This is a genomic window from Pedobacter westerhofensis (genome assembly GCF_900182595.1).
GTDB lineage: Bacteria > Bacteroidota > Bacteroidia > Sphingobacteriales > Sphingobacteriaceae > Pedobacter > Pedobacter westerhofensis.
The window spans coordinates 633,506-653,678 of the sequence record NZ_FXTN01000001.1 but is presented as its reverse complement, the minus strand read 5'-3'; the positions used below and the strand labels follow the sequence as shown (position 1 = coordinate 653,678).

The following is a 20,173-nucleotide window of genomic DNA, read 5'->3' as shown; positions in this document are numbered from 1 at the left end:
CCACCAGGAGAAGGGAAGGTTTTTTGCTCAAATCACCTCATTCTTTGTCCTGATCATACCCGGCTTGTCAGCAACCATTTACAGACCTTTGTGATACAATAAACAATAATCACATTTAAACCCTATCACAATGCGTAAATTAAAACTTCAGGTACAAATGACCGTTGATGGCTTTGTAGCGGGTCCAAATGGAGAGCTTGACTGGATGTGGATTTCTCCTGCACGGGATGATACAGCTTACAATAAAGTTATTGAGCTGGCTGACACTTGCGATATCATATTGCTCGGGCGCAAGATGACCCCCGGATTTATTGAGTATTGGGAGAACGTAGTTGACAATTTGCCGGACAGCCCTGAGCAACCTTTAGCACAGCGAATGGTAAATATGCGCAAGATTGTTTTTAGCCGCACAGAAACTGACATCAAAGGCAGAAACCTGGAAGTGGAAAATGGCGACTTTATTGCTGCCATAAAGCAGCTGAAAAACCAACCAGGTAAAGATTTGATGGTTTATGGCGGGGCAAGTTTTGTCAGTTCGCTGATCAGCGCAGACCTGATTGATGAATATTACATTTTCAGTAATCCTGTCGCCATAGGGAACGGCCTTTCAATTTTCAAAGACCAGAAAGTTCTCAAACTGGAAAGTTCTGTCACCTACAACAATGGCAAAACGGTTAACAAATATCTGCCCCTTTAAGCTATTCATACTTCAGTGCTTCAACAGGGTTGGCGTTTGCCGCCTTGTAAGCCTGGAAACTCACCGTCATAAATGCAATAACTGCTGTACCAGTAATCGATGTGACAACGACCCACAAAGATATCGTTGTCCTGAACTCAAAGTTAGTCAGCCACTTGTTCATCAGATAATATGCAAGTGGTACGCCGATACATGCTGCTACAAGTACCATTTTCAGAAATGAGAGCGAAAGCAACCTCATAATATTCCCAACCGAAGCACCAAGGACGCGCCGCACGCCAAATTCTTTTGTACGCTGCTCCGCGCTGTAAGCTACGAGGCCGTACAGCCCGAGGCAGGAGATCAGTATCGCAATGCCCCCAAAAAGATTCGCCAGAATACCCAGGATCGTTTCTGACTGCAATTTTTTTGTATACAGATCATTCACAAACTTAACCTCTATCGGAAAATCAGGATTGATATTCTTTACCACATCAGAGATCAGTTCAATATTTTTACTCAGACTATTGGCGGGGTTTAAACGCATATTGATCACACCTTCAGGATTTTTATTAAAGATCACCACCATCTGCCGCCCCGAGTGGTAGGGAGAATCCCATATGAAATCTTTAAAAATCCCAATGACCTTTAGACGCGTCCCAAACAATGTAACAGTTGTTCCCAGCGGATCTTTTAGCTTCATTACCTTCACCGCAGTGCTGCTCAGTAAAATACCTGCACTGTCTGACGCAAAATCCCGGGAGAAATCGCGCCCGGCGAGCAACTCCACACCATTGGTTTTCACAAAATCATAATGCGTTTCCAGTCGGTTGAAAACGATTTCCTTGCCTTTTTGTTCCATTCCCGGCCATTGGAAACCGTAAAACCAGCTGCCTACATCTGTCATGCTGCGTGATGACTTATTTACTGAAGTTACAGCTCCGGTTTTCAGCACCTGGTCCTTAAACAGATCAAACTTATTGTTCAGCCCGCCGTCCTGTTGTACCTCTGCCAGTAAATTGATCTTATAGCCAACAGGGCGGTTTTTAATAAACTGTATCTGTTTATAGATTACCAGTGTAGCAATCACCAGCATGATGGCAAAACAAAACTGTCCTACAACCAAAACCTGACGTAAATTAATGGGAATACCTTTAGCCCTTGCTGTTTGCTTTTTCAGCGTCTGCACGGGATTAAAGGAAGAAAGGAACAATGCCGGATATATGCCCGATAAAAGCCCGGTCAGCAATGCTACTGCCAGTACGCCCATCCAGTAACCTGCATTGGTATATGCGATCATTATATCTATCCCCAGCAGGTTTTTGAATACAGGTAAACTGGCTTCAACAATGCAGACAGCGATCAGCACTGCAACCATCGTCAGCACTATAGTTTCGGTCAGGAATTGAACAATCAGCGAACTTCGTGTAGCGCCTATAGTTTTCCTGATGCCTACTTCCTTGGCCCTGCGCTCTGATTTGGCAGTAGCCATATTGATAAAATTGATACAGGCGACGAGTAAAATGCCAAAAGCCAGTGCTATAAAAAGATATATTCTTTCTATGTCACCGCCCACGCTTTTGCCATTCAGAAATTCACCGTGCAGATGTTTATCTGATAAGGGGAAAAGAAAGTTTTCATTTCTCTGATCATGATAATTTTCATTGAATAGCTTTTTTACCTTCGAATTGATCAGGTCAATATTGGCAGGATCATTAATTCTGGCCATCACCAGGAAGTTAAAGTTTCCCCAGCTCGGCTTCCTGACATATTCGTTGATGCTTCCAAAAAAAGCCCATGACATCAGGTAGTCAAATTTTAAAGAAGTATTTGCAGGTAAATCCCTGATTACACCGGTCACCTTTAAATCTTTTGCGTTTTTGTACCTCACGCTTTTGTTCAGTACATCGGTAGTGCCAAATAAAAGTTTTGCTGTCGATTCGGTCAGTACAATAGCATTAGGTGTACTAAGCGCATTTTTTGGATTGCCTGCTATAAAATCGTAATCGAAAACCTTCAGGATCTCCGGATCAGCAAAGAGGTCAGTTCTTTTAAATCCTTTTTGGGCCGTAGAAATGAGTGACTGGTCAAGACCGCCAATACGGGCAATTACATCGACCTCAGGTATCTTTGCTCTGATGGTCATCGCAATGCCGTCTCCCGGTGAATCTCCCGTACTGGTGATTTTTCCTGAGGCATCCTGAAAATTGGTCATCACCTGATAAATTTTGTCCGCATTCTTATAGTGCCGGTCGAAATTCATTTCGTAACTCACATACAGCAGCAGGAGTAGGCAGGCTGATAAACCTGCTGCCAAACCAATAATATTGATTACAGAAGAAGTCTTATTTCTCCATAGATTCCGCAGGGCAATTTTTAAATTGAGTTTGAACATAGCTGCACGTGTTGGTCGGTTAACAAATATGATTACTCTGCAATTTACCAAGTTTGTGCCAATAGTGATATGCCTATTAAATAGTTGTAATACAGTTGGTTGTTAATTGACGATATTCTTTTTTGTTCATTATCGAACGCTAAGCGTACAATGGCGGACAGTTTAGCTGATACATGTTTACTGTTGATATCATGGGCAGAAAATTAAGGTCAGGCAACAAAAAAGCACCTGCTTACTGCATCCTAAACGGAAAGCAGTAATGCAGGTGCCTTAGCATATTACTTAAATTCTCTTTTATTTCAGGTCAAACCTATCCAGATCCATCACCTTAGTCCAGGCTGATATAAAGTCGGTAACGAACTTATCCTGACCATCCGCGCTGCCGTAAACTTCAGCAACAGCCCTCAGTTCTGAGTTGGAACCAAAAACAAGATCAGCCCGGCTGGCTGTCCATTTGATATCGCCGCTGCTGCGATCGGTACCCAGATAAACTTCCTTATCTTCTGATACAGCTTTCCACTTTGTATTCATATCCAGGAGATTGATAAAGAAATCGTTCGTCAGCACTCCCGGCCTTGAGGTGAAAACACCATTTTTAGATCCGTCAAAGTTGGTGTCCAATACTCGCAGACCACCAATCAGGACTGTCAGCTCAGGTGCAGTAAGTGTAAGCAAATGCGCTTTATCTATCAGCAGTTCTTCAGTAGATACCGGCGCCTTTGTATTGCGATAGCTTCTGAAGCCATCTGCCGCAGGCTCAAGGTAGGCAAAGGATTCCTCGTCAGTTTGTTCCTGTGAGGCGTCCATACGTCCTGGTGTAAATGGAACGCTGATGTCCTTTCCTGCATCCTGAGCAGCTTTTTCAACACCTGCAGAACCGGCCAGAACAATCAGGTCTGCAAGAGAAACCTTCTTGCCTTCAGCCTGACTGCTATTGAATTCATTCTGGATTCCTTCCAGGGCATTCAGCACCTTTTGCAGCTGCAGCGGATTATTCACCGGCCAGAATCTTTGCGGCGCAAGGCGGATGCGTGCGCCATTGGCACCACCACGTTTGTCAGAACCGCGGAAGCTCGAAGCCGAAGCCCAGGCGGTACCAACCAGTTCAGAAACACTTAAACCTGCTTCCAGGACCTTGCCTTTCAACGCAGCGATATCCTGTTCGCTGATCAGTACATGATCTACTGCAGGAATCGGATCCTGCCACAGTAATTCTTCAGCAGGTACATCCGGTCCAAGATACCGGGCAATTGGTCCCATATCGCGGTGTGTCAGTTTATACCATGCACGGGCAAAGGCATCAGCAAACTGATCCGGATTTTCCAGGAACCGTCGTGATATCTTTTCGTATTCTTTGTCAACCCTCAAAGCAAGGTCGCTTGTCAGCATTGTTGGCAAATGTTTTTTGTTAGCGTCATATGCATCAGGAATAATCGCTTCTGCGTTTTTTGCTACCCACTGGTGTGCACCACCCGGGCTTTTAGACAATTCCCATTCATAAGCAAACAGGTTTTCGAAAAAGTTATTGCTCCATTGGGTAGGTGTTGTCGTCCAGGTCACTTCCAGACCGCTGGTGATGGTATCCGGACCATTTCCGGAACCATAGCTGTTGTTCCAGCCAAAACCCTGCAGGTCTACATCAGCAGCTTCCGGTTCTTTGCCTACATGGTCTGAAGATGCTGCACCATGAGTTTTACCAAAGGTATGCCCCCCGGCGATCAATGCTACGGTTTCTTCGTCGTTCATTGCCATGCGGCCAAACGTATCACGGATATCTTTTGCAGAAGCAAGAGGGTCGGGATTGCCATCAGGTCCTTCCGGGTTCACATAAATCAGGCCCATATGTGCTGCTGCAAGTGGTTTCTCCAGATTTCGCGAGTGAATGTCGCCATCAGCATCTTCATCAGAAACCAGTACTCCATTACCTCCTGTATCGCCCGGCGAGCCATGGGGATAACGCTTGTCGTTTCCCAGCCAGGTAGTTTCGGCACCCCAGTAAACAGATTCATCAGCTTCCCAGGCATCAACTCTGCCGCCGGCAAAGCCGAAGGTTTTAAAGCCCATCGATTCCAGAGCGATATTACCGGTAAGGATAATCAGGTCGGCCCATGAAATTTTGTTTCCATATTTTTGTTTGATTGGCCAGAGCAATCTCCGCGCCTTGTCCAGGCTTACGTTATCGGGCCAGCTGTTCAAAGGGGCAAAGCGCTGCAAACCTGCTCCGCCACCACCACGCCCGTCAAATACACGGTATGTTCCGGCACTATGCCATGCCATACGTATGAACAATCCTCCATAATGCCCAAAATCTGCCGGCCACCAGTCCTGCGAGTCGGTCATTAATACATGAAGATCCTGCTTTACAGCTTCAAGGTCCAGGCTTTTGAATGCTTCTGCATAATTGAAGTCTTCGCCTAAAGGATTTGATAAAGAAGAGTTCTGGCGGAGGATATTCAGCTTTAACTGATTAGGCCACCAGTCGTTGTTTCGCGTGCCGCCACCAGCTACACTGTGTTTCATTGTGCCATTATGAAACGGGCATTTACTGATGTCATTTGAATCGTTTTCCATATTGATTAGTTTATATTTGAATAATGACTTGCAAATCGTATTTGTTGTGCATTATAAAATTATGGTATTAGATGGGATAATCATAATCAATTAAATCTATGCGGAATAGTCAAAACCTATTATGACATCATCATGCAAAAGATGAAATTTATCATCTTATCTTTGCAGCAGATCATATTATCAGAATGAAACATCTATTCCTCGCCCTTATCCTGTTAAGTTTAACTACCTTTTCTTCATTAACCTTTGCACAGAACAAAATGCAGAGCCTCGACGAGCTCATCAATAAAACTGATCCTGCCTGGCCACTAGTGCAAAAATGGATCGATTCTGCAAAAAATAAGGTAGAAGTTCAGCCCGTAGATTCTGCAAAGGCTAAAGAAGCACTGTATAATATGCAGGTTTCCACGTATTCTACTTTAGGAGCAGTTATTTATAATACCGGAGGTATCATGGTAGATCATGGCTGGATCAGGATCCTGGGATCTGGCAGCACCAGGTTAAACCGCAATGTTCCCGAATGGAACAAAGGCAAAACGATACAGGAATATGGTGACAAGCCGGATTATTTGCTGGTGGCAGATGATGCTGCCGGGGGATTCTTTGCGATTAATTACGGTGCCTTTGGTTCCGATCTGAAAAATATATATTATCTGGCACCCAACAGCCTCAACTGGGAGCCGCTCAATGCAGGCTATGGCGAATTTATCCTATTTTGTTTTGACAGCGACCTTTCTAAGTTCTATGAAGGTTTGAGATGGGCCAGCTGGGATAAGTTTATCGATAATCTTGACGGCAGCAAATCTTACAGCTTCCGCCCGTATTTATGGAGCGATGAGGGTAAGGATATCGAAAAATCTACCCGCAAGCTCGTGCCTACAGACGACCTGTACAAATTCAATATCGTGAAACAAAAAGAGCTTGCTGCTAAAGTTAAGGAGTAATATTGTTTTCTATTCCTGATTGGCTTAGCGTGTCACCAAGTTTAGTTCATCCTGCTTTTTCATATCAAAATAGTTGAAACTCGCAATTATCCATGTGATTTGAACAAACAGCGATGCTGACCAAAGTATTTCCTTTGTACTATAAAATTTATAGACATGGAAAATCAGATAAAAACATGGTTCATCACCGGCTGTTCTCAGGGAATCGGTCTGGAATTAGCCAAACAATTACTTGCAGCGGGATACAATGTGGCAGCCACTGCCCGTAACCTTCAAACACTGAAAGAGGCTGTCGGCAATTCTTCTCCTCAATTTTTGCCGCTGCAGGCAGACCTCGTTAATGAGGAAAGTGTTAGCGAAGCAGTGAAAGCGGCAATTGCACATTTCAGCGCTATCGATGTTTTGGTAAACAATGCCGGTTTTGGCTTAATCGGCGGAATTGAAGAAGCTTCAGATCAGGAAGTGCGGGCAAGTTTTGATATCAATGTATTCGGGTTGCTTAATGTGACCCGCGCTGTACTGCCGTACATGAGAAAAGCAAGTGCCGGCCATATCATTAATATGTCCACAGTTTTTGGCCTCATTGCCGGTGCCGGCTGGGGTATTTATTGCGGAACTAAATTCGCAGTGGAAGGTATATCCGAAGCCTTGGCGCAGGAACTGAAACCATTTGGTATCAGCGTAACGATTATTGAACCGGGTTATGTGCGCACTAACTTTTTAAACAGCGGCTCCATAGCCCATCCAAGGAATCCTATACCTGAGTACACTGCAATTGCCGAAGAGAAACGTAAGCATAAAGAAGATGTACCGGGCAAACAGATCGGTGATCCGCAAAAAATAGCAGAGGTAATGATCAAAATTGCCGGTTCTGAACAACCGCCGCTTCGCCTGCTGCTGGGATCGGATGCACTGCAGTTCGCCAATTATAAAATGCAGATGCTGACTGAGGGCATTGAAGCCAACAAGTCGATCACACTATCTACAGATTTCCAATAGACAATGCAGCAGGATAAGCGGAAACAAAGCGCTTATCCTGCTAAAATATGTATTTATTTCAGCTGCTCGGTAAAGAAATCAACCGTGCGTTTCCAGGCAAGGTCTGCCGCGGCTTTATCATAACGAGGCGTAGTATCATTGTGGAAACCATGGTTTACATTTTCGTAAACAAAGCCCTGGTATTTTTTGCCATTTTCTTTCAGCGCAGCTTCGTAAGCAGGCCAGCCGGCAGTGATCCGCGTATCGAGCGAAGCATAATGCAGCATCAGCGGCGCTTTAATTTTTGGTACATCTGTTAATGCTGGCTGACTGCCATAAAAAGGTACCGCTGCGGCCAGGTCAGGTACACGGACTGCCATCATATTGGCAATGCCGCCGCCAAAACAGAAACCAACAACGCCCACCTTGCCATTACAGTCTTTATGGTTTTTCAGATATTCAAATGCGGCAATAAAATCTTCCTCCATCTGGCCTTTGTCCCTTTTGCTTTGCAGTTCTCGTCCTGCTTCATCATTTCCCGGGTAACCGCCAAGAGGGCTCAGCGCATCGGGTGCCAGTGAAATAAATCCCGCAAGGGCAGCCCTTCTGCCTACATCTTCGATATAAGGGTTAAGCCCCCTGTTTTCATGAACAACGATGATACCGCCAAGTTTCTTTTTTGCATCTTTTGGTTTCGACAGCAATCCCTTAATTGTTCCGCCGCCTTTGGGCGATGAATAGCTAATGTACTCTGATTTCAGTCGGGGATCATCTGCTTTTACCTGTATGTTGCCTTCATAATCGGGCATCAGGAAACTCATCAATGCCGGCACGGTTAAACCCCCAACGGCATAGGCAGATAGCTTTTGTACAAACAGGCGACGGTTTACACGGTTGTGCGCATAGTCGTCATACAGGTCGAACACTTCCTGTTTAATATCTTTTTTATCAATTGGCTTCATAAATAAATGGCTTTACTCAAAAATAATAATTTGCGGCAACCACTTGCTATACAGATGGTAACAGTGTCGATACGTTTTACAATACAGTGCTGCCCTGAAATTCTTCTTTTCTGGCAGCATAGGCTGCGGCATGCTGCTCTGCAGTCACTCCCGTTTTTGTATTGTAGGCCTCCCTGTACAAGCTTAACTTTTCATTGATCATCTGCACACGCTGATTAAATCCCACAAAATCACTGATCATGCGGTCGGCATCTGCACCAGTGGCAACGGTCAGGTCGTTAAACCTGAAATAGATATTTGCAAGATCAGTCTTCAGCGCCAACAGGGCTTTCAGCTCCTCCATGTCCAATTCATCGATCTCATAAGCCTGCTGCAGTAAACTTGTCATGATCCCCATCATTTTCTTACTGTTATCATACTTTGCCCAGATCGTATCGTATTCGGTTTCCGACTCAGGTTGAGTTGTAACAATTTCATCTATAGCAACCATATTGATGGTTTCCTGTTCTAAAACCTGGGCAACATAGATCGCTCTGCCGTAATGGGCAAACAGCAGGGTAAGCTGCTCATGCTTTGTAGTGGTGTTTTCCTGTGATTCTTCCTGATGCGTCATATAGATTGATATTAAGTGATAGCACTAACAATTTACAGACCATTGATTGATTTGCCGTATGTTGCTGCGAAATACATTCTGCTATATTTGCAGGAAAAAACAAATGCAAAATAACCTGCAGCAGCTTTACGGCAATATTGACATTTATTTATTCGATCAGTTACTGAAAGGACGTTTTAACGACTGCCGCCGTATCCTGGATGTAGGTGTTGGCGGGGGACGTAATATCCGTTATTTTCTGCAGAATGGATATGAAGTATATGGAGTTGATCCGCAGGCAGCAGCAGTGGAGAGCGCCAGCCGTCTGTCTTCAGTGCTGTCGCCAAATCATTCAGCCGATAATTTTATGGTTGCTACCGCAGAAGACCTGCCTTTTCCTGATGACTTTTTCGATTTATCGATCTGCAGTGCCGTTTTCCACTTTGCCAGCGGTCATGCACATTTCGATGCCATGCTGCGGTCGGTATGGCGGACACTCAAACCCGGAGGTTATCTGTTTGCCCGACTGGCCTCAGATATCGGAATTGAGGAACTGGTGAAGCCCCTGGGCGACGGGGTTTACCTGTTGCCGGATGGTTCAAACCGTTACCTCGTCAATCAGGAACGCTTGCTGCGCTACACTGAAGAACTCAATGGCGAACTTTTTGAGCCAATTAAAACTACCAATGTGCAGGACCTGCGCTGTATGACTACCTGGTGCGTCCGCAAGCGATTGGTTTAAACCCGCCAATTGTGACGGCTTTTGTCAAGTCTGTCCGCAAGTATGCCAAATGTGGATATAACGGTCAGTTTGTGTCAAGTATCTACAGTTTAAATCACACGAAAATTACATTCGCAATATTTAGCATATTGATAGTGTCTAAATGACACCTACGATCTTTGTTAGTGTTAATTTTACAATAACAAATCGCTTCATAACTAAGCAGATAAGCCCTGTGTCAAAGATTTTATGTTTTTATGCGTTTATTGTGCGTCACAAGTACTTTTTACAAATTATTTATCAGTTTCTGGCATAATTTTAGTCAAAGCCTAATTGTTGTAAAGCATTATTAGCCAGGAAAGATATTTAAGGCATTGGGTGGCCTGTTTTTTACAGATTTGTGGTAAATGGAGCTTTACTGTCTTATATACTGGATTATTCGGCTTGTCTTTTAATGCTTGCGATCAATTAACTGAAGAATACATTTTGGATATTCTTTTTGAAGATATTCAAAAGAAATTATAATTTAATCTGCCGAATTTATGAAGATCCTGCTGAGTTACCTTAAGAAGCATAGATGGACAGTCCTCCTTGCCTTATTAATGACTGCTATCAATCAAAGCTTTTCCCTTGTAGAGCCGCTGATTACAGGTAAAATTGTTGACGAATACATTAATAAACGTGAACTGCTGTCCAGGCACGAGTATTTTTCAGGTATCCTGACGCTGATAGGTTTGGGTATAGGGGCCGCATTTTTATCACGTATTGCCAACAACTTCCAGGATTATTTCACAATTACTGTAGCGCAGAAAACAGGTGCAGAGATGTATGCAGATGGCATGAAACATTCCCTGGCAATGCCTTATCACGTATTCGAAGAACAGCGTAGCGGCGAGAAGCTGGATACACTGCAAAGGGTAAGGAGTGATTCAGAAAACTTTATTAAATCATCCATCAATGTTACTTTTATGGCATTGTTCGGAATTATCTTCGTCAGTGTATACTCTTATTTTATCAGTTATAAAGTAACCGTTGTATTTGTCCTTTCAGTACCTATCATTACCTATCTGAGCTGGGTGCTTTCAAAAAAGGTCAAGGTGATACACCGTGCCATCATCCTCAAAACGTCTGTGCTGGCGGGCCGTTCTACCGAGTCACTGCGGAATATAGAATTGGTTAAGAGTCATGGGCTGGGGGATCAGGAGATTGAGCGGCTGAATATGGCCACCTACAAGATCCTTAACCTTGAGGTAGTCAAGACGAAGATCCTGCGGATGCTTAGCTTTATTCAGGGCAGTACTGTCAATATCGTACGCAGTACCATGGTGGTAGTGATGCTGATGCTGATTTTTGATCAGGAGATCTCTGCAGGTCAGTATTTCAGTTTTCTTTTGTATTCGTACTTCTTGTTCGGTCCGCTCCAGGAATTTGGCCATATGGCGTTAACCTGGCGTGAGGTACAGATCTCTCTGGGTAATTTCAAGAGGATTATGAATATGCCGATAGAGAGAATCCCGGATTCGCCAACAGAACTAAAGAAAATCGAACATATCGAGTTTAAAAACGTATTCTTTAAATACAAAAACAGTAACCGGAATGCGCTGAATGGCATTTCATTCCATGCTGAAGAAGGAGAAACTGTGGCCTTTGTAGGTCCTTCAGGATCTGGTAAAACTACCCTAATCAAATTATTGGTCGGACTTTATAAACCATTCAAAGGAGATATCCTGTATAACCGGACACATACCGATGATATTCACCTGGACGAACTGCGCCGTAAAATAGGTTTCGTGACCCAGGATACGCAATTGTTTTCCGGAAATATCAGGGACAACCTCAGATTTGTTAAACCCAATGCTACCGATGAAGAATGTTATGCAGCCCTGAACAAAGCTGCCTGCCAGTCACTTTTATCCCGGGCTTCAGATGGCCTGGATACGCTGATCGGTGAAAGCGGAGTAAAGGTTTCAGGTGGTGAGAAACAACGTTTGTCTATCGCCAGGGCACTTCTGCGCCATCCAAACATCTTATTATTTGATGAAGCTACTTCATCACTGGATTCACTGACAGAAGAGGAAATCACCAAAACTGTGAATAAGCTTTCTGAACTGAAAGACCATATTACCCTGATCATTGCACACAGGTTATCTACCATCATGCACGCCAACCGTATTTATGTGCTGGAAAACGGCCACATTATTGAAAGCGGAAACCATGAGGAATTACTGGAGCAAAAAGGATTATACTATGCCATGTGGCGTCAGCAGGTTGGTAAACGTAAGCTTGTTGAAGAACTGAATAAACTGGACGCGCTGATCGAGAATTAATACAACCTGGTTAAGCGCTCTAACAGCCGGCCGACCGCACTGCGGAAAAGCCTATCGAGCCGAGGCAGGGCTGATGTCCGCAAGCTGCCTGTGCCTCCTCCACAGAGGTATCAGCAGGATTGCCAGCACAATACTTGAAGCCAGCGCTGTAAAACTCAGGGTGTGAAATTTCTCATCGGTAATGCCGGTATGAAAGAGCACCTTCAACTGCGAGCTGGAAAGGATAGCTCCGAGATAAGCAAATGTTCTGTATAGACCAAAAGAAACCCCTTTTTGAGCCAAAGGCGCTTCTGCATTCAGCAGTGCCTGATTGGCAATCAGGTTTAAACCTTCAGCAATCCCCATCACCACTGTAACCACAACGATCATAAAAATTGTGATTTCTGTGTTGAGCATATACATACCTGCGCAGGTCGCAAGCATAAAGATTACGCCAAGGAAGTTTTGCATAAACAGCTTCCTGCTTTTCGAAATCAGCAAGCCTACGGCTATCGCTACGATAGAGTCGGGCAGCATGAACAGTCCTGTTTCTGCCGGATTAAAATGCCTTACACCTTCCAGCCATTGCGGAAAACCATACAGCATCGTGTACAGGATATAACTTGTGGCCAGTGCCCTGACATAAACCAGCAGGAGTGAGGGCTTACTGGCCAGCAGGCGAACATCTATGAAAGGATTGTCCTGCCTGCGTTCCCATACCACCATCAGTATAAGCAATGTGACTACCGGCAATATCAGCTGCCAGGTGAAAGAGTGCTGTATCAGCAGGAACAACAGCGACAGCAAAAACAATGTGAAGATCAGGATACCCGGTACATCCAGCCGATTTAATATACGGGCAGCGCTCAGTTTTTCCTTTACCGGATCATTCGGGATGGCTTTAGAAAGATATACTGCCGCGATTACCCAAGGGATATTAATGAAAAATATGCCTTTCCATCCCAGCCATTGTGTGAGCAATCCTCCGAGTACCGGGCCCAGGATCATACTTACCTGTGCAGAGATCCCCACCAGCCCAAGCACGTTTCCGGGAACAGGAAGTTCCGCTTCCGCGTACTTCTTATTGATCAGCGCCATAGCTGAGGGGTATGCCGCCGATGTGCCCAGGCCCAGCATGATCCTGGAAACCACCAGCCAGGAAAAACCCGGGGCAAATATCCCGATCAGGGCGGCAATCAGGACAAGTATAAACCCAAGGGTGTTGATTTTTTTCGCACTGAAAATATCAGCCAGCCGCCCCATCAGCGGCTGGGCTATCGTAGAAGTTACGTAAAGGGAAGTCACCAGTATGGCCCCTGAGCCAACGCTGATCTTAAACGAATTGCATAACGGTATCAATGCTGTGGCCAGCATTGTCGAGTTTAAGGGGTTCATCATTGTGCCCAGCACTATGGGCAGCATGAATCTGTACGGGTAACGTTCCTTCTTTACATCTGACATCTTAGTGTATGTCAGTAACCAGTGTCAGTTCAGACAGTTTTTTGATGATCGCAGCTGTTGTATCTACTTCACCAACTCTTGGAAAGATAAGCTTTAGGCTATGTTCATGCGCAGAAAGATGTACATCTGTCATCGCATCTGCCGCAAAAGTAATATTGTATCCCAAACGGCTTGCATCTCTTGCTGTTCCTTCAACTCCTATGCTTGTAGCAATACCGGCCAGTACAATGCTGGTGATGTTAAGAGCTTTTAGTTTATCCTCCAGCTCAGTATTGTAAAATGCGCTCCAGCTGGTTTTGGTAATGTAGATATCGTTTGGATCCACAGGCAGTTCAGGGACAATATCGAAAAAGCCCCCCTGTTCCATTGCTGCCCTTGCCTGGGCTATGGCATCTTCTCCTTTTGGTGCCGTAGATTCTTCCACACGCGTTTGCGTCCATTTGGCGCCCAGCGGGTTCACATTGACAATGACTACGGGAAGTTTTTTATTTCTGAATGCAGCAATCAACTCTGCTGATTTGGCAACGATGTCTGCTGCGGGATGGGCAACAGGTAGTGCTGCGATACCTTTTTGCAGGTCGATTAGTACAAGGGCTGTTTTGGGATCTAATTGAGTGATCATGATTGGTGTGTTTTTGAGATTATCGGTGTTGCTTATTTGTATTCGATCAGTTTATCCATCAGCGCTACTGCCTGCAGGAGCAGTATCTTGTCAGCGGCTGAAAGGCAGTGCTCTATAGCTTCATTGAGCCATTCGTCGCGCTCATGCCGGGTCTGATCAACCATCTCTTTTCCATAGGCGCTGAGCGATACCGCAATTTTTCTTTTATCCGTTTCGGAAGGAATCCTCACGATCATCTTTGCCTCTTCAAGCTTGTTGATGATCTGCGACATCGACTGGGCCTTGATCTTTACCATTTCGGCCATCTGTGAAGGAAAGAGGGGCTGGTGGTTGTACAGATTGGAGAGCGTAGTGATCTCCGTAATCGATAAATTATCGACCGTGTTGATCTGCTGCCTCAGTCTTTTGAACAAATGCGAGGTGGCAGTCCTCAGTGCGGTAGCAAGCTGTGTATTCTTAGTCATATTGTAAGTAAAACTTATAAGTTTACCTTACAAATATAAGCGTAATTTTATTAACTGTGCAGGATATTTGAAAATTTTGAATCTGGCTATAAACAAAACAGACCGGACACCTTATCGGGCCGGTCTGTTCTGTTCCAGAATATGATGTTTAGCTTGTTTTTCCGGGGTATTGCTGTAATGCAACCGTCAGGCAATCCATTGCTTTATTTAAATCATCAATATTGATCACGTATGCCATTCTCACTTCCTGTTTTCCGGAACCCGGAGTAGAATAAAAACCCGTCGCCGGCGCCATCATTACCGTTCCGCCATCATGATCAAACTTTTCGAGTATCCACTGGCAAAACGCATCAGCGTCATCAATCGGAAGTTTGGCCACTACATAAAATGCACCGCCGGGATTAGGGCAAAATACTCCGTCAATGGCATTCAGCCGCGAAACCAAAGTATTCCTACGCAATGTATATTCTGTGTTTACAGCTTCAAAATAGCTGTCTGGTGTGTCAACAGCTGCAGTGCCCGCAATTTGTTCTACCAAACCCGGACTTAGCCTTACCTGTGCAAACTTCAAAGCAGATTTGATCACTTCCTTGTTTTTTGTGATCATGCAGCCTAAACGCGCGCCGCAGGCACTGTATCTTTTAGACACCGTATCTATCACCACAACATGCTCATCAAGGCCGTCCAGCTGCATCGGCGAGATAAACGCTGCGCCTTCATAACAAAACTCCCTGTAAGCTTCATCACAGAAAAGGAACAGGTCGTACTTCAGGCACAGTTCTTTCAGTGCTACAATTTCTTCCCTGGAGTAGAGGTAACCGGTAGGGTTATTCGGATTGCAGATCATAATGCCCTTTGTTTTAGGGCTGATTAGTTTTTCAAACTCCGCGACAGGAGGCAGGGCGAAACCATTTTCGATATAGGAAAGGATCGGTTTAACCACTACATTGCTCATACAGGCAAAGCCATTGTAATTGGCATAAAACGGTTCCGGGATAATGATCTCGTCGCCTTCATTTACACAGGTCTGCATGGCAATGGTAATTGCTTCTGAACCGCCCAGTGTTACCAGGATATCTTCTGGTGTGATGTTGTAACCTAATTTGTTATAATATTCGGTCAGTTTTGTGCGGTAGCTTAAGGTGCCTTCAGATTCAGTATACGCCCATACATTAAAGTCAATATTTTTAATGGCATTTAACATGCCTTCAGGAGTGGCAATATCGGGCTGTCCGATGTTCAAATGATAAACCTTTTTACCCTCCTTTTTTGCCTGTGTGGCAAAGGGGCTAAGCTTTCGTATAGGTGAAGCGGGCATCTCTATCCCTTTTTCTGATATATATGGCATGGGTGCAAAAGTAAAAAACCTCGTTGATTAACGAGGTTTTTATTAATAAAATATTTTATTTATTAAATTATTTGCTGCTTGCTGCTACGGTCTCGCCTTTGATGTACAATACTTTGGTAGTCGTTTTAGCATTGGAAGTAATCGTGATGCTTTTGCTGAAAGGAAGTGGTGTTCCGGCAGGAGTATAGGTTACTTTGATCAAACCCGACTGTCCTTTCTGAACAGGAGTTTGTGTATAGGTTGGAACTGTACATCCGCAGGTAGTTTCTACTTTAGTAAGGATCAAAGGTTCCTCCCCAATATTGGTGAATTTGAAGTCTACAGAAACAGGTTTGCCCATTGGAATTTTTCCAAAATCATATGTTTCTTTTTCAAATTTAAATTCTGCCGGTTTGCTTTGTGCAAATGACGCCACGCTTACGCCTAAAACAAAGGTTAATAGTACAATTAGCTTTTTCATGTTTGTATGTTTTAAACAAATTTACTGATTTACTTCACATTTCAAAGCACCAAACAAATTTATATATTGCGTCAGTTGTCCGGCGATAATTTATTAAATTCGTATCTTTGCCCAATAAACTTTTGTTTCTATGATGCTAAATAACAAACTTACAACGAACCCCATCGATGCTTCAGAATTAAGTTTTGAAGCCTTTAAAACGATTGTGATCGAGGATTATAAGATTGCTTTTGAAAGCAGGCAGGCGAGTTTATTAGGCCGTAAGGAAGTTTTAACAGGGAAAGCTAAGTTTGGTATTTTTGGCGACGGAAAGGAACTTCCGCAGATTGCCATGGCCAAGGCTTTTAAGAATGGCGACTGGCGTTCGGGGTATTACCGCGACCAGACTTTTGCCTTTGCAACAGGCATTTGTACCATGAAGGAGTTTTTTGCACAGCTCTACGCAAATCCTGATGTGGAGGCCGATCCGGCTTCTGCAGGCAGACAGATGAACTGCCACTTTTCAACCCGCTCCCTCAACGAGGACGGATCCTGGAAAGACTTAACAAAAATGAAGAATTCTTCGTCGGATATTGCCCCTACAGGCGGCCAGATGGCACGTTTGGTAGGTTTGGCCTATGCGTCGAAATTATATAGAAAAAACCCCGAACTGGATTACCTGAAGAACTTTTCTGTAAAAGGAAATGAGGTTGCTTTTGGGACCATTGGTAATGCCTCTACTTCTGAAGGGGTATTCTTCGAAGCCATCAATGCCGCCGGAGTACTGCAGATCCCGATGGCAATTTCTATCTGGGACGATGCTTACGGTATTTCTGTACCAGCCAAATATCAGACCACCAAGGAAGACATCTCGGAAATTTTAAAAGGCTTTCAGCGCGATGAGCAGCATGCCGGATATGAGATCTATAAGGTCAGGGGCTGGGATTACCCTGCGCTGTGCGAAACTTACCAGCAGGCCATTCAGGTTTGCAGGAATGAACATGTTCCGGTAGTGATCCACGTCACCGAAGTTACTCAGCCACAGGGGCATTCTACTTCGGGATCACACGAAAGATATAAAGATAAAGACCGCCTTACATGGGAGAAGGAATATGATTGCCTTCGCCAAATGCGCATCTGGATGCTCGAATCGGCTATTATCGACGAGGAACAGCTGACAGTACTTGAAGATGCCGCCAGGAAATTTGTACGCGATGCACAGAAAGAAGCCTGGAACGAGTTCCTCGCTGATATAAAAATAGAAAAAGACCAGGCGATCACATTGATCAATAACCTCGCTGCATCAAATTCTTTACTCGGTAAAATTACTGCTACACTGTCCGGTACCCCCGATGCACAGCGAAAAGAGATCATCTCTTCGGCAAGAAAAGCTTTGCGCTTAACGCGCGGTCAGGCCTCTGCAGAAAGGGATGAGCTGATGGACTGGTATTACCAGGAAATGGGCACCAATGAGGAACGCTATAACTCCAAACTGTTTACCGACGGAAGGGAAAGTATATCCATGATCGCTGTTACAGAGCCCTCTTACCACGATACCAGCAAAATGGTGGACGGACGTGAGGTGCTGAACGCCTGTTTTGATGCCAACTTTTCGCGCGACGAGCGTTTGGTGGCCTTCGGTGAAGACCTTGGCGCTATCGGCGACGTAAACCAGGGATTTGCAGGCTTACAGGCCAAATACGGAGAACTCAGAATCACTGATACCGGAATCAGGGAAATGACCATCATCGGTCAGGGGATAGGGCTTGCACTGCGCGGCCTCAGACCTATTGCCGAGATCCAGTACCTTGATTATCTGTTATATGCCATCAATATTCTTAGTGACGACCTTGCCAGTCTTTCGTACCGCACCAAGGCCGGTCAGAAAGCTCCGCTGATCATCAGGACACGCGGCCACCGTTTAGAAGGGGTGTGGCATTCAGGTTCGCCCATCGCCATGATCCTTGGCTCTTTGAGGGGGCTACATATCTGCGTACCGCGCAACATGACGCAGGCAGCGGGGATGTACAATACATTGCTGCGCGCCGATGAACCTGCACTGGTAATCGAATGTCTGAACGGCTACCGCCTGAAGGAAATGATGCCTGATAATGTGGGTGACTTTACTGTTCCCCTGGGCAAAGCTGAAATTATCAGGGAAGGTGCAGATATCACGATTGTTTCTTACGGATCTACCCTGAGAGTAGTTGAAGAAGCTGCTGAAGAACTGGCACTGATGGATATTTCTGTAGAGATCATTGATCCGCAAACGCTGTTGCCTTTTGATGAGGAACATCTTTGCGCTGCATCATTAAAGAAAACCAATAAACTGCTGATCGTGGATGAAGATGTGCCGGGAGGCGGATCTGCCTACCTGCTGCAGCAAATCCTCGAAGTTCAGGAGGGCTATTACCATCTGGATGCACAGCCGCAAACGTTGTCGGCCAAGCCACATCGTACACCTTACGGCACGGATGGTGATTATTTTACCAAACCTTCGGTAGATGATATTATAGAGGCCGTGTACAGCATGATGCACAACCATAATGAAACAAAATATCCGGCTATTTACTAACAGCCGGATATTTTAAAAGATTTAAAGCTGACTCGCTCTGTGCCTCAGCAACTGATCTGCCAGTACAAGCGCAGCCATAGCCTCTACAATCACCACAGCACGGGGTACGACGCAAGGATCATGTCGCCCTTTTCCTTTGATCTCAGCCGCTTCGCCGGCAGCATTTACTGTCTGCTGGTTGTGCATAATCGTGGCCACAGGTTTAAAAGCTACCGTAAAACTGATGTCCATGCCGTTTGAAATACCGCCCTGTATTCCCCCGGAGAAGTTGGTCAGCGTTTTCGGCCCCTGATCCCCGTTGGTTAAAAAGATATCATTGTGTTCAGACCCGCGCATTTCACTGCCCGAAAAACCCGAACCATATTCAAATCCATGAACCGCATTGATGCTCAGCATTGCTTTGCCAAGTTCAGCATGCAGCTTATCAAAAACCGGTTCCCCCAAACCCGGAGGACAGTTCTGGATCACACAGCTGATTTTTCCCCCTACAGTATCACCATCCTTGCGGATCTGGTCAATGAATTCGATCATTTCCCTGGCCGTAGCCGGGTCTGCACAGCGTACAATATTTTCTTCGCGCTGGGCCAGAAGTTCTTCGGCAGTTAATGGCTGAAGGTTAGGTGCATTGATCGTTCCTACGGCAGACACATGGGCAAAGATATTGATGCCATAATGTTTCAGCAGCAGCTTGGCAATGGCGCCCGCAGCAACGCGTGCCGCAGTTTCGCGTGCCGATGAGCGGCCTCCGCCGCGGTGGTCACGGATACCATATTTGGCATCGTAGGTATAATCCGCATGTGAAGGACGGTAAACAGTCTTGTTGTGCTCATAATCCTTTGAACGGTGATCTTCGTTAGGGATCAGCAATGCAATCGGCGTACCTGTACTTTTTCCTTCAAATATGCCCGACAGGATCTGTACGGTATCACTTTCCTTGCGCTGCGTGGTGATCTTTGATTGTCCCGGGCGGCGCTTATCGAGCTCCGACTGGATAAAATCAAGGTCAATCGGGAGCTGCGCAGGGCATCCGTCAACTATAACGCCAATGGCTTCACCATGTGATTCCCCAAAGGTGGAGATCCTGAATAAATGCCCAAATGTATTACCTGCCATTTTATT

At 45.1% G+C, this 20,173-nt stretch carries 16 protein-coding genes; 6 read left to right on the top strand and 10 right to left on the bottom strand.

The window, feature by feature from the left end:
* Positions 1–130 precede the first annotated feature (130 nt).
* Positions 131–697 carry a dihydrofolate reductase family protein gene (locus FN831_RS02755; protein WP_142526653.1) on the top strand — a complete coding sequence of 189 codons (567 nt, stop codon included), beginning with the start codon at positions 131–133 and terminating at the stop codon, positions 695–697.
* Between the two features lies 1 nt (position 698).
* On the opposite strand, the gene FN831_RS02750 is transcribed toward FN831_RS02755, so the two are convergent.
* Complete coding sequence (locus FN831_RS02750; RefSeq protein WP_142526652.1) at positions 699–3,071, bottom strand: ABC transporter permease; 2,373 nt, start codon at positions 3,069–3,071, stop codon at positions 699–701.
* A 294-nt stretch (positions 3,072–3,365) separates the two neighbouring features.
* Positions 3,366–5,642, bottom strand: a complete 2,277-nt coding sequence (gene katG, locus FN831_RS02745) for a catalase/peroxidase HPI (RefSeq protein WP_142526651.1) — start codon at positions 5,640–5,642, stop codon at positions 3,366–3,368.
* A 185-nt stretch (positions 5,643–5,827) separates the two neighbouring features.
* Between katG and FN831_RS02740 the strand changes: the two genes are divergently transcribed.
* Both FN831_RS02740 and FN831_RS02735 read left to right on the top strand, forming a co-directional pair.
* A complete protein-coding gene (locus FN831_RS02740; protein WP_185960359.1) occupies positions 5,828–6,586 on the top strand; it encodes a DUF2625 domain-containing protein in 759 nt (252 codons plus the stop codon).
* A 156-nt stretch (positions 6,587–6,742) separates the two neighbouring features.
* Complete coding sequence (locus tag FN831_RS02735) at positions 6,743–7,585, top strand: oxidoreductase (protein ID WP_142526650.1); 843 nt, start codon at positions 6,743–6,745, stop codon at positions 7,583–7,585.
* 53 nt (positions 7,586–7,638) lie between these two features.
* Here FN831_RS02735 and FN831_RS02730 read toward each other — a convergent pair whose 3' ends face one another.
* A complete protein-coding gene (locus FN831_RS02730; RefSeq protein ID WP_142526649.1) occupies positions 7,639–8,526 on the bottom strand; it encodes a dienelactone hydrolase family protein in 888 nt (295 codons plus the stop codon).
* A gap of 76 nt (positions 8,527–8,602) precedes the next feature.
* Positions 8,603–9,139 (bottom strand): hypothetical protein, encoded by a 537-nt coding sequence (locus FN831_RS02725; RefSeq protein WP_142526648.1) that lies wholly within the window; start codon positions 9,137–9,139, stop codon positions 8,603–8,605.
* 103 nt (positions 9,140–9,242) lie between these two features.
* Here FN831_RS02725 and FN831_RS02720 point away from each other — a divergent pair, with 103 nt between their 5' ends.
* Together FN831_RS02720 and FN831_RS02715 are read left to right on the top strand one after the other, a co-directional pair.
* Positions 9,243–9,860, top strand: a complete 618-nt coding sequence (locus FN831_RS02720; protein WP_142526647.1) for a class I SAM-dependent methyltransferase — start codon at positions 9,243–9,245, stop codon at positions 9,858–9,860.
* 521 nt (positions 9,861–10,381) lie between these two features.
* Positions 10,382–12,166 carry an ABC transporter ATP-binding protein gene (locus FN831_RS02715; protein WP_142526646.1) on the top strand — a complete coding sequence of 595 codons (1,785 nt, stop codon included), beginning with the start codon at positions 10,382–10,384 and terminating at the stop codon, positions 12,164–12,166.
* Between the two features lie 51 nt (positions 12,167–12,217).
* On the opposite strand, the gene FN831_RS02710 is transcribed toward FN831_RS02715, so the two are convergent.
* The 5 genes from FN831_RS02710 to FN831_RS02690 all read right to left on the bottom strand — a co-directional run bounded on the left by FN831_RS02710 (position 12,218) and on the right by FN831_RS02690 (position 16,500).
* Positions 12,218–13,606 carry an MFS transporter gene (locus FN831_RS02710; RefSeq protein WP_142526645.1) on the bottom strand — a complete coding sequence of 463 codons (1,389 nt, stop codon included), beginning with the start codon at positions 13,604–13,606 and terminating at the stop codon, positions 12,218–12,220.
* A gap of 1 nt (position 13,607) precedes the next feature.
* Positions 13,608–14,228, bottom strand: coding sequence for an isochorismatase family protein (locus tag FN831_RS02705; protein WP_221931241.1), 621 nt, complete (start codon positions 14,226–14,228; stop codon positions 13,608–13,610).
* Positions 14,229–14,260: 32 nt separating this feature from the next.
* On the bottom strand, positions 14,261–14,692 hold the full coding sequence (locus tag FN831_RS02700) for a MarR family winged helix-turn-helix transcriptional regulator (RefSeq protein ID WP_142526643.1): 432 nt from the start codon (positions 14,690–14,692) through the stop codon (positions 14,261–14,263).
* Between the two features lie 148 nt (positions 14,693–14,840).
* Positions 14,841–16,040 (bottom strand): pyridoxal phosphate-dependent aminotransferase, encoded by a 1,200-nt coding sequence (locus FN831_RS02695; RefSeq protein ID WP_142526642.1) that lies wholly within the window; start codon positions 16,038–16,040, stop codon positions 14,841–14,843.
* Positions 16,041–16,107: 67 nt separating this feature from the next.
* Positions 16,108–16,500, bottom strand: coding sequence for a DUF1573 domain-containing protein (locus tag FN831_RS02690; protein ID WP_142526641.1), 393 nt, complete (start codon positions 16,498–16,500; stop codon positions 16,108–16,110).
* Between the two features lie 130 nt (positions 16,501–16,630).
* Between FN831_RS02690 and FN831_RS02685 the strand changes: the two genes are divergently transcribed.
* Entirely contained in the window at positions 16,631–19,054 is a 2,424-nt protein-coding gene (locus tag FN831_RS02685) for an alpha-ketoacid dehydrogenase subunit alpha/beta (protein ID WP_142526640.1), read from the top strand.
* Positions 19,055–19,075: 21 nt separating this feature from the next.
* Here FN831_RS02685 and aroC read toward each other — a convergent pair whose 3' ends face one another.
* Complete coding sequence (gene aroC / locus FN831_RS02680; protein WP_142526639.1) at positions 19,076–20,167, bottom strand: chorismate synthase; 1,092 nt, start codon at positions 20,165–20,167, stop codon at positions 19,076–19,078.
* Between the last annotated feature and the right edge of the window lie 6 nt (positions 20,168–20,173).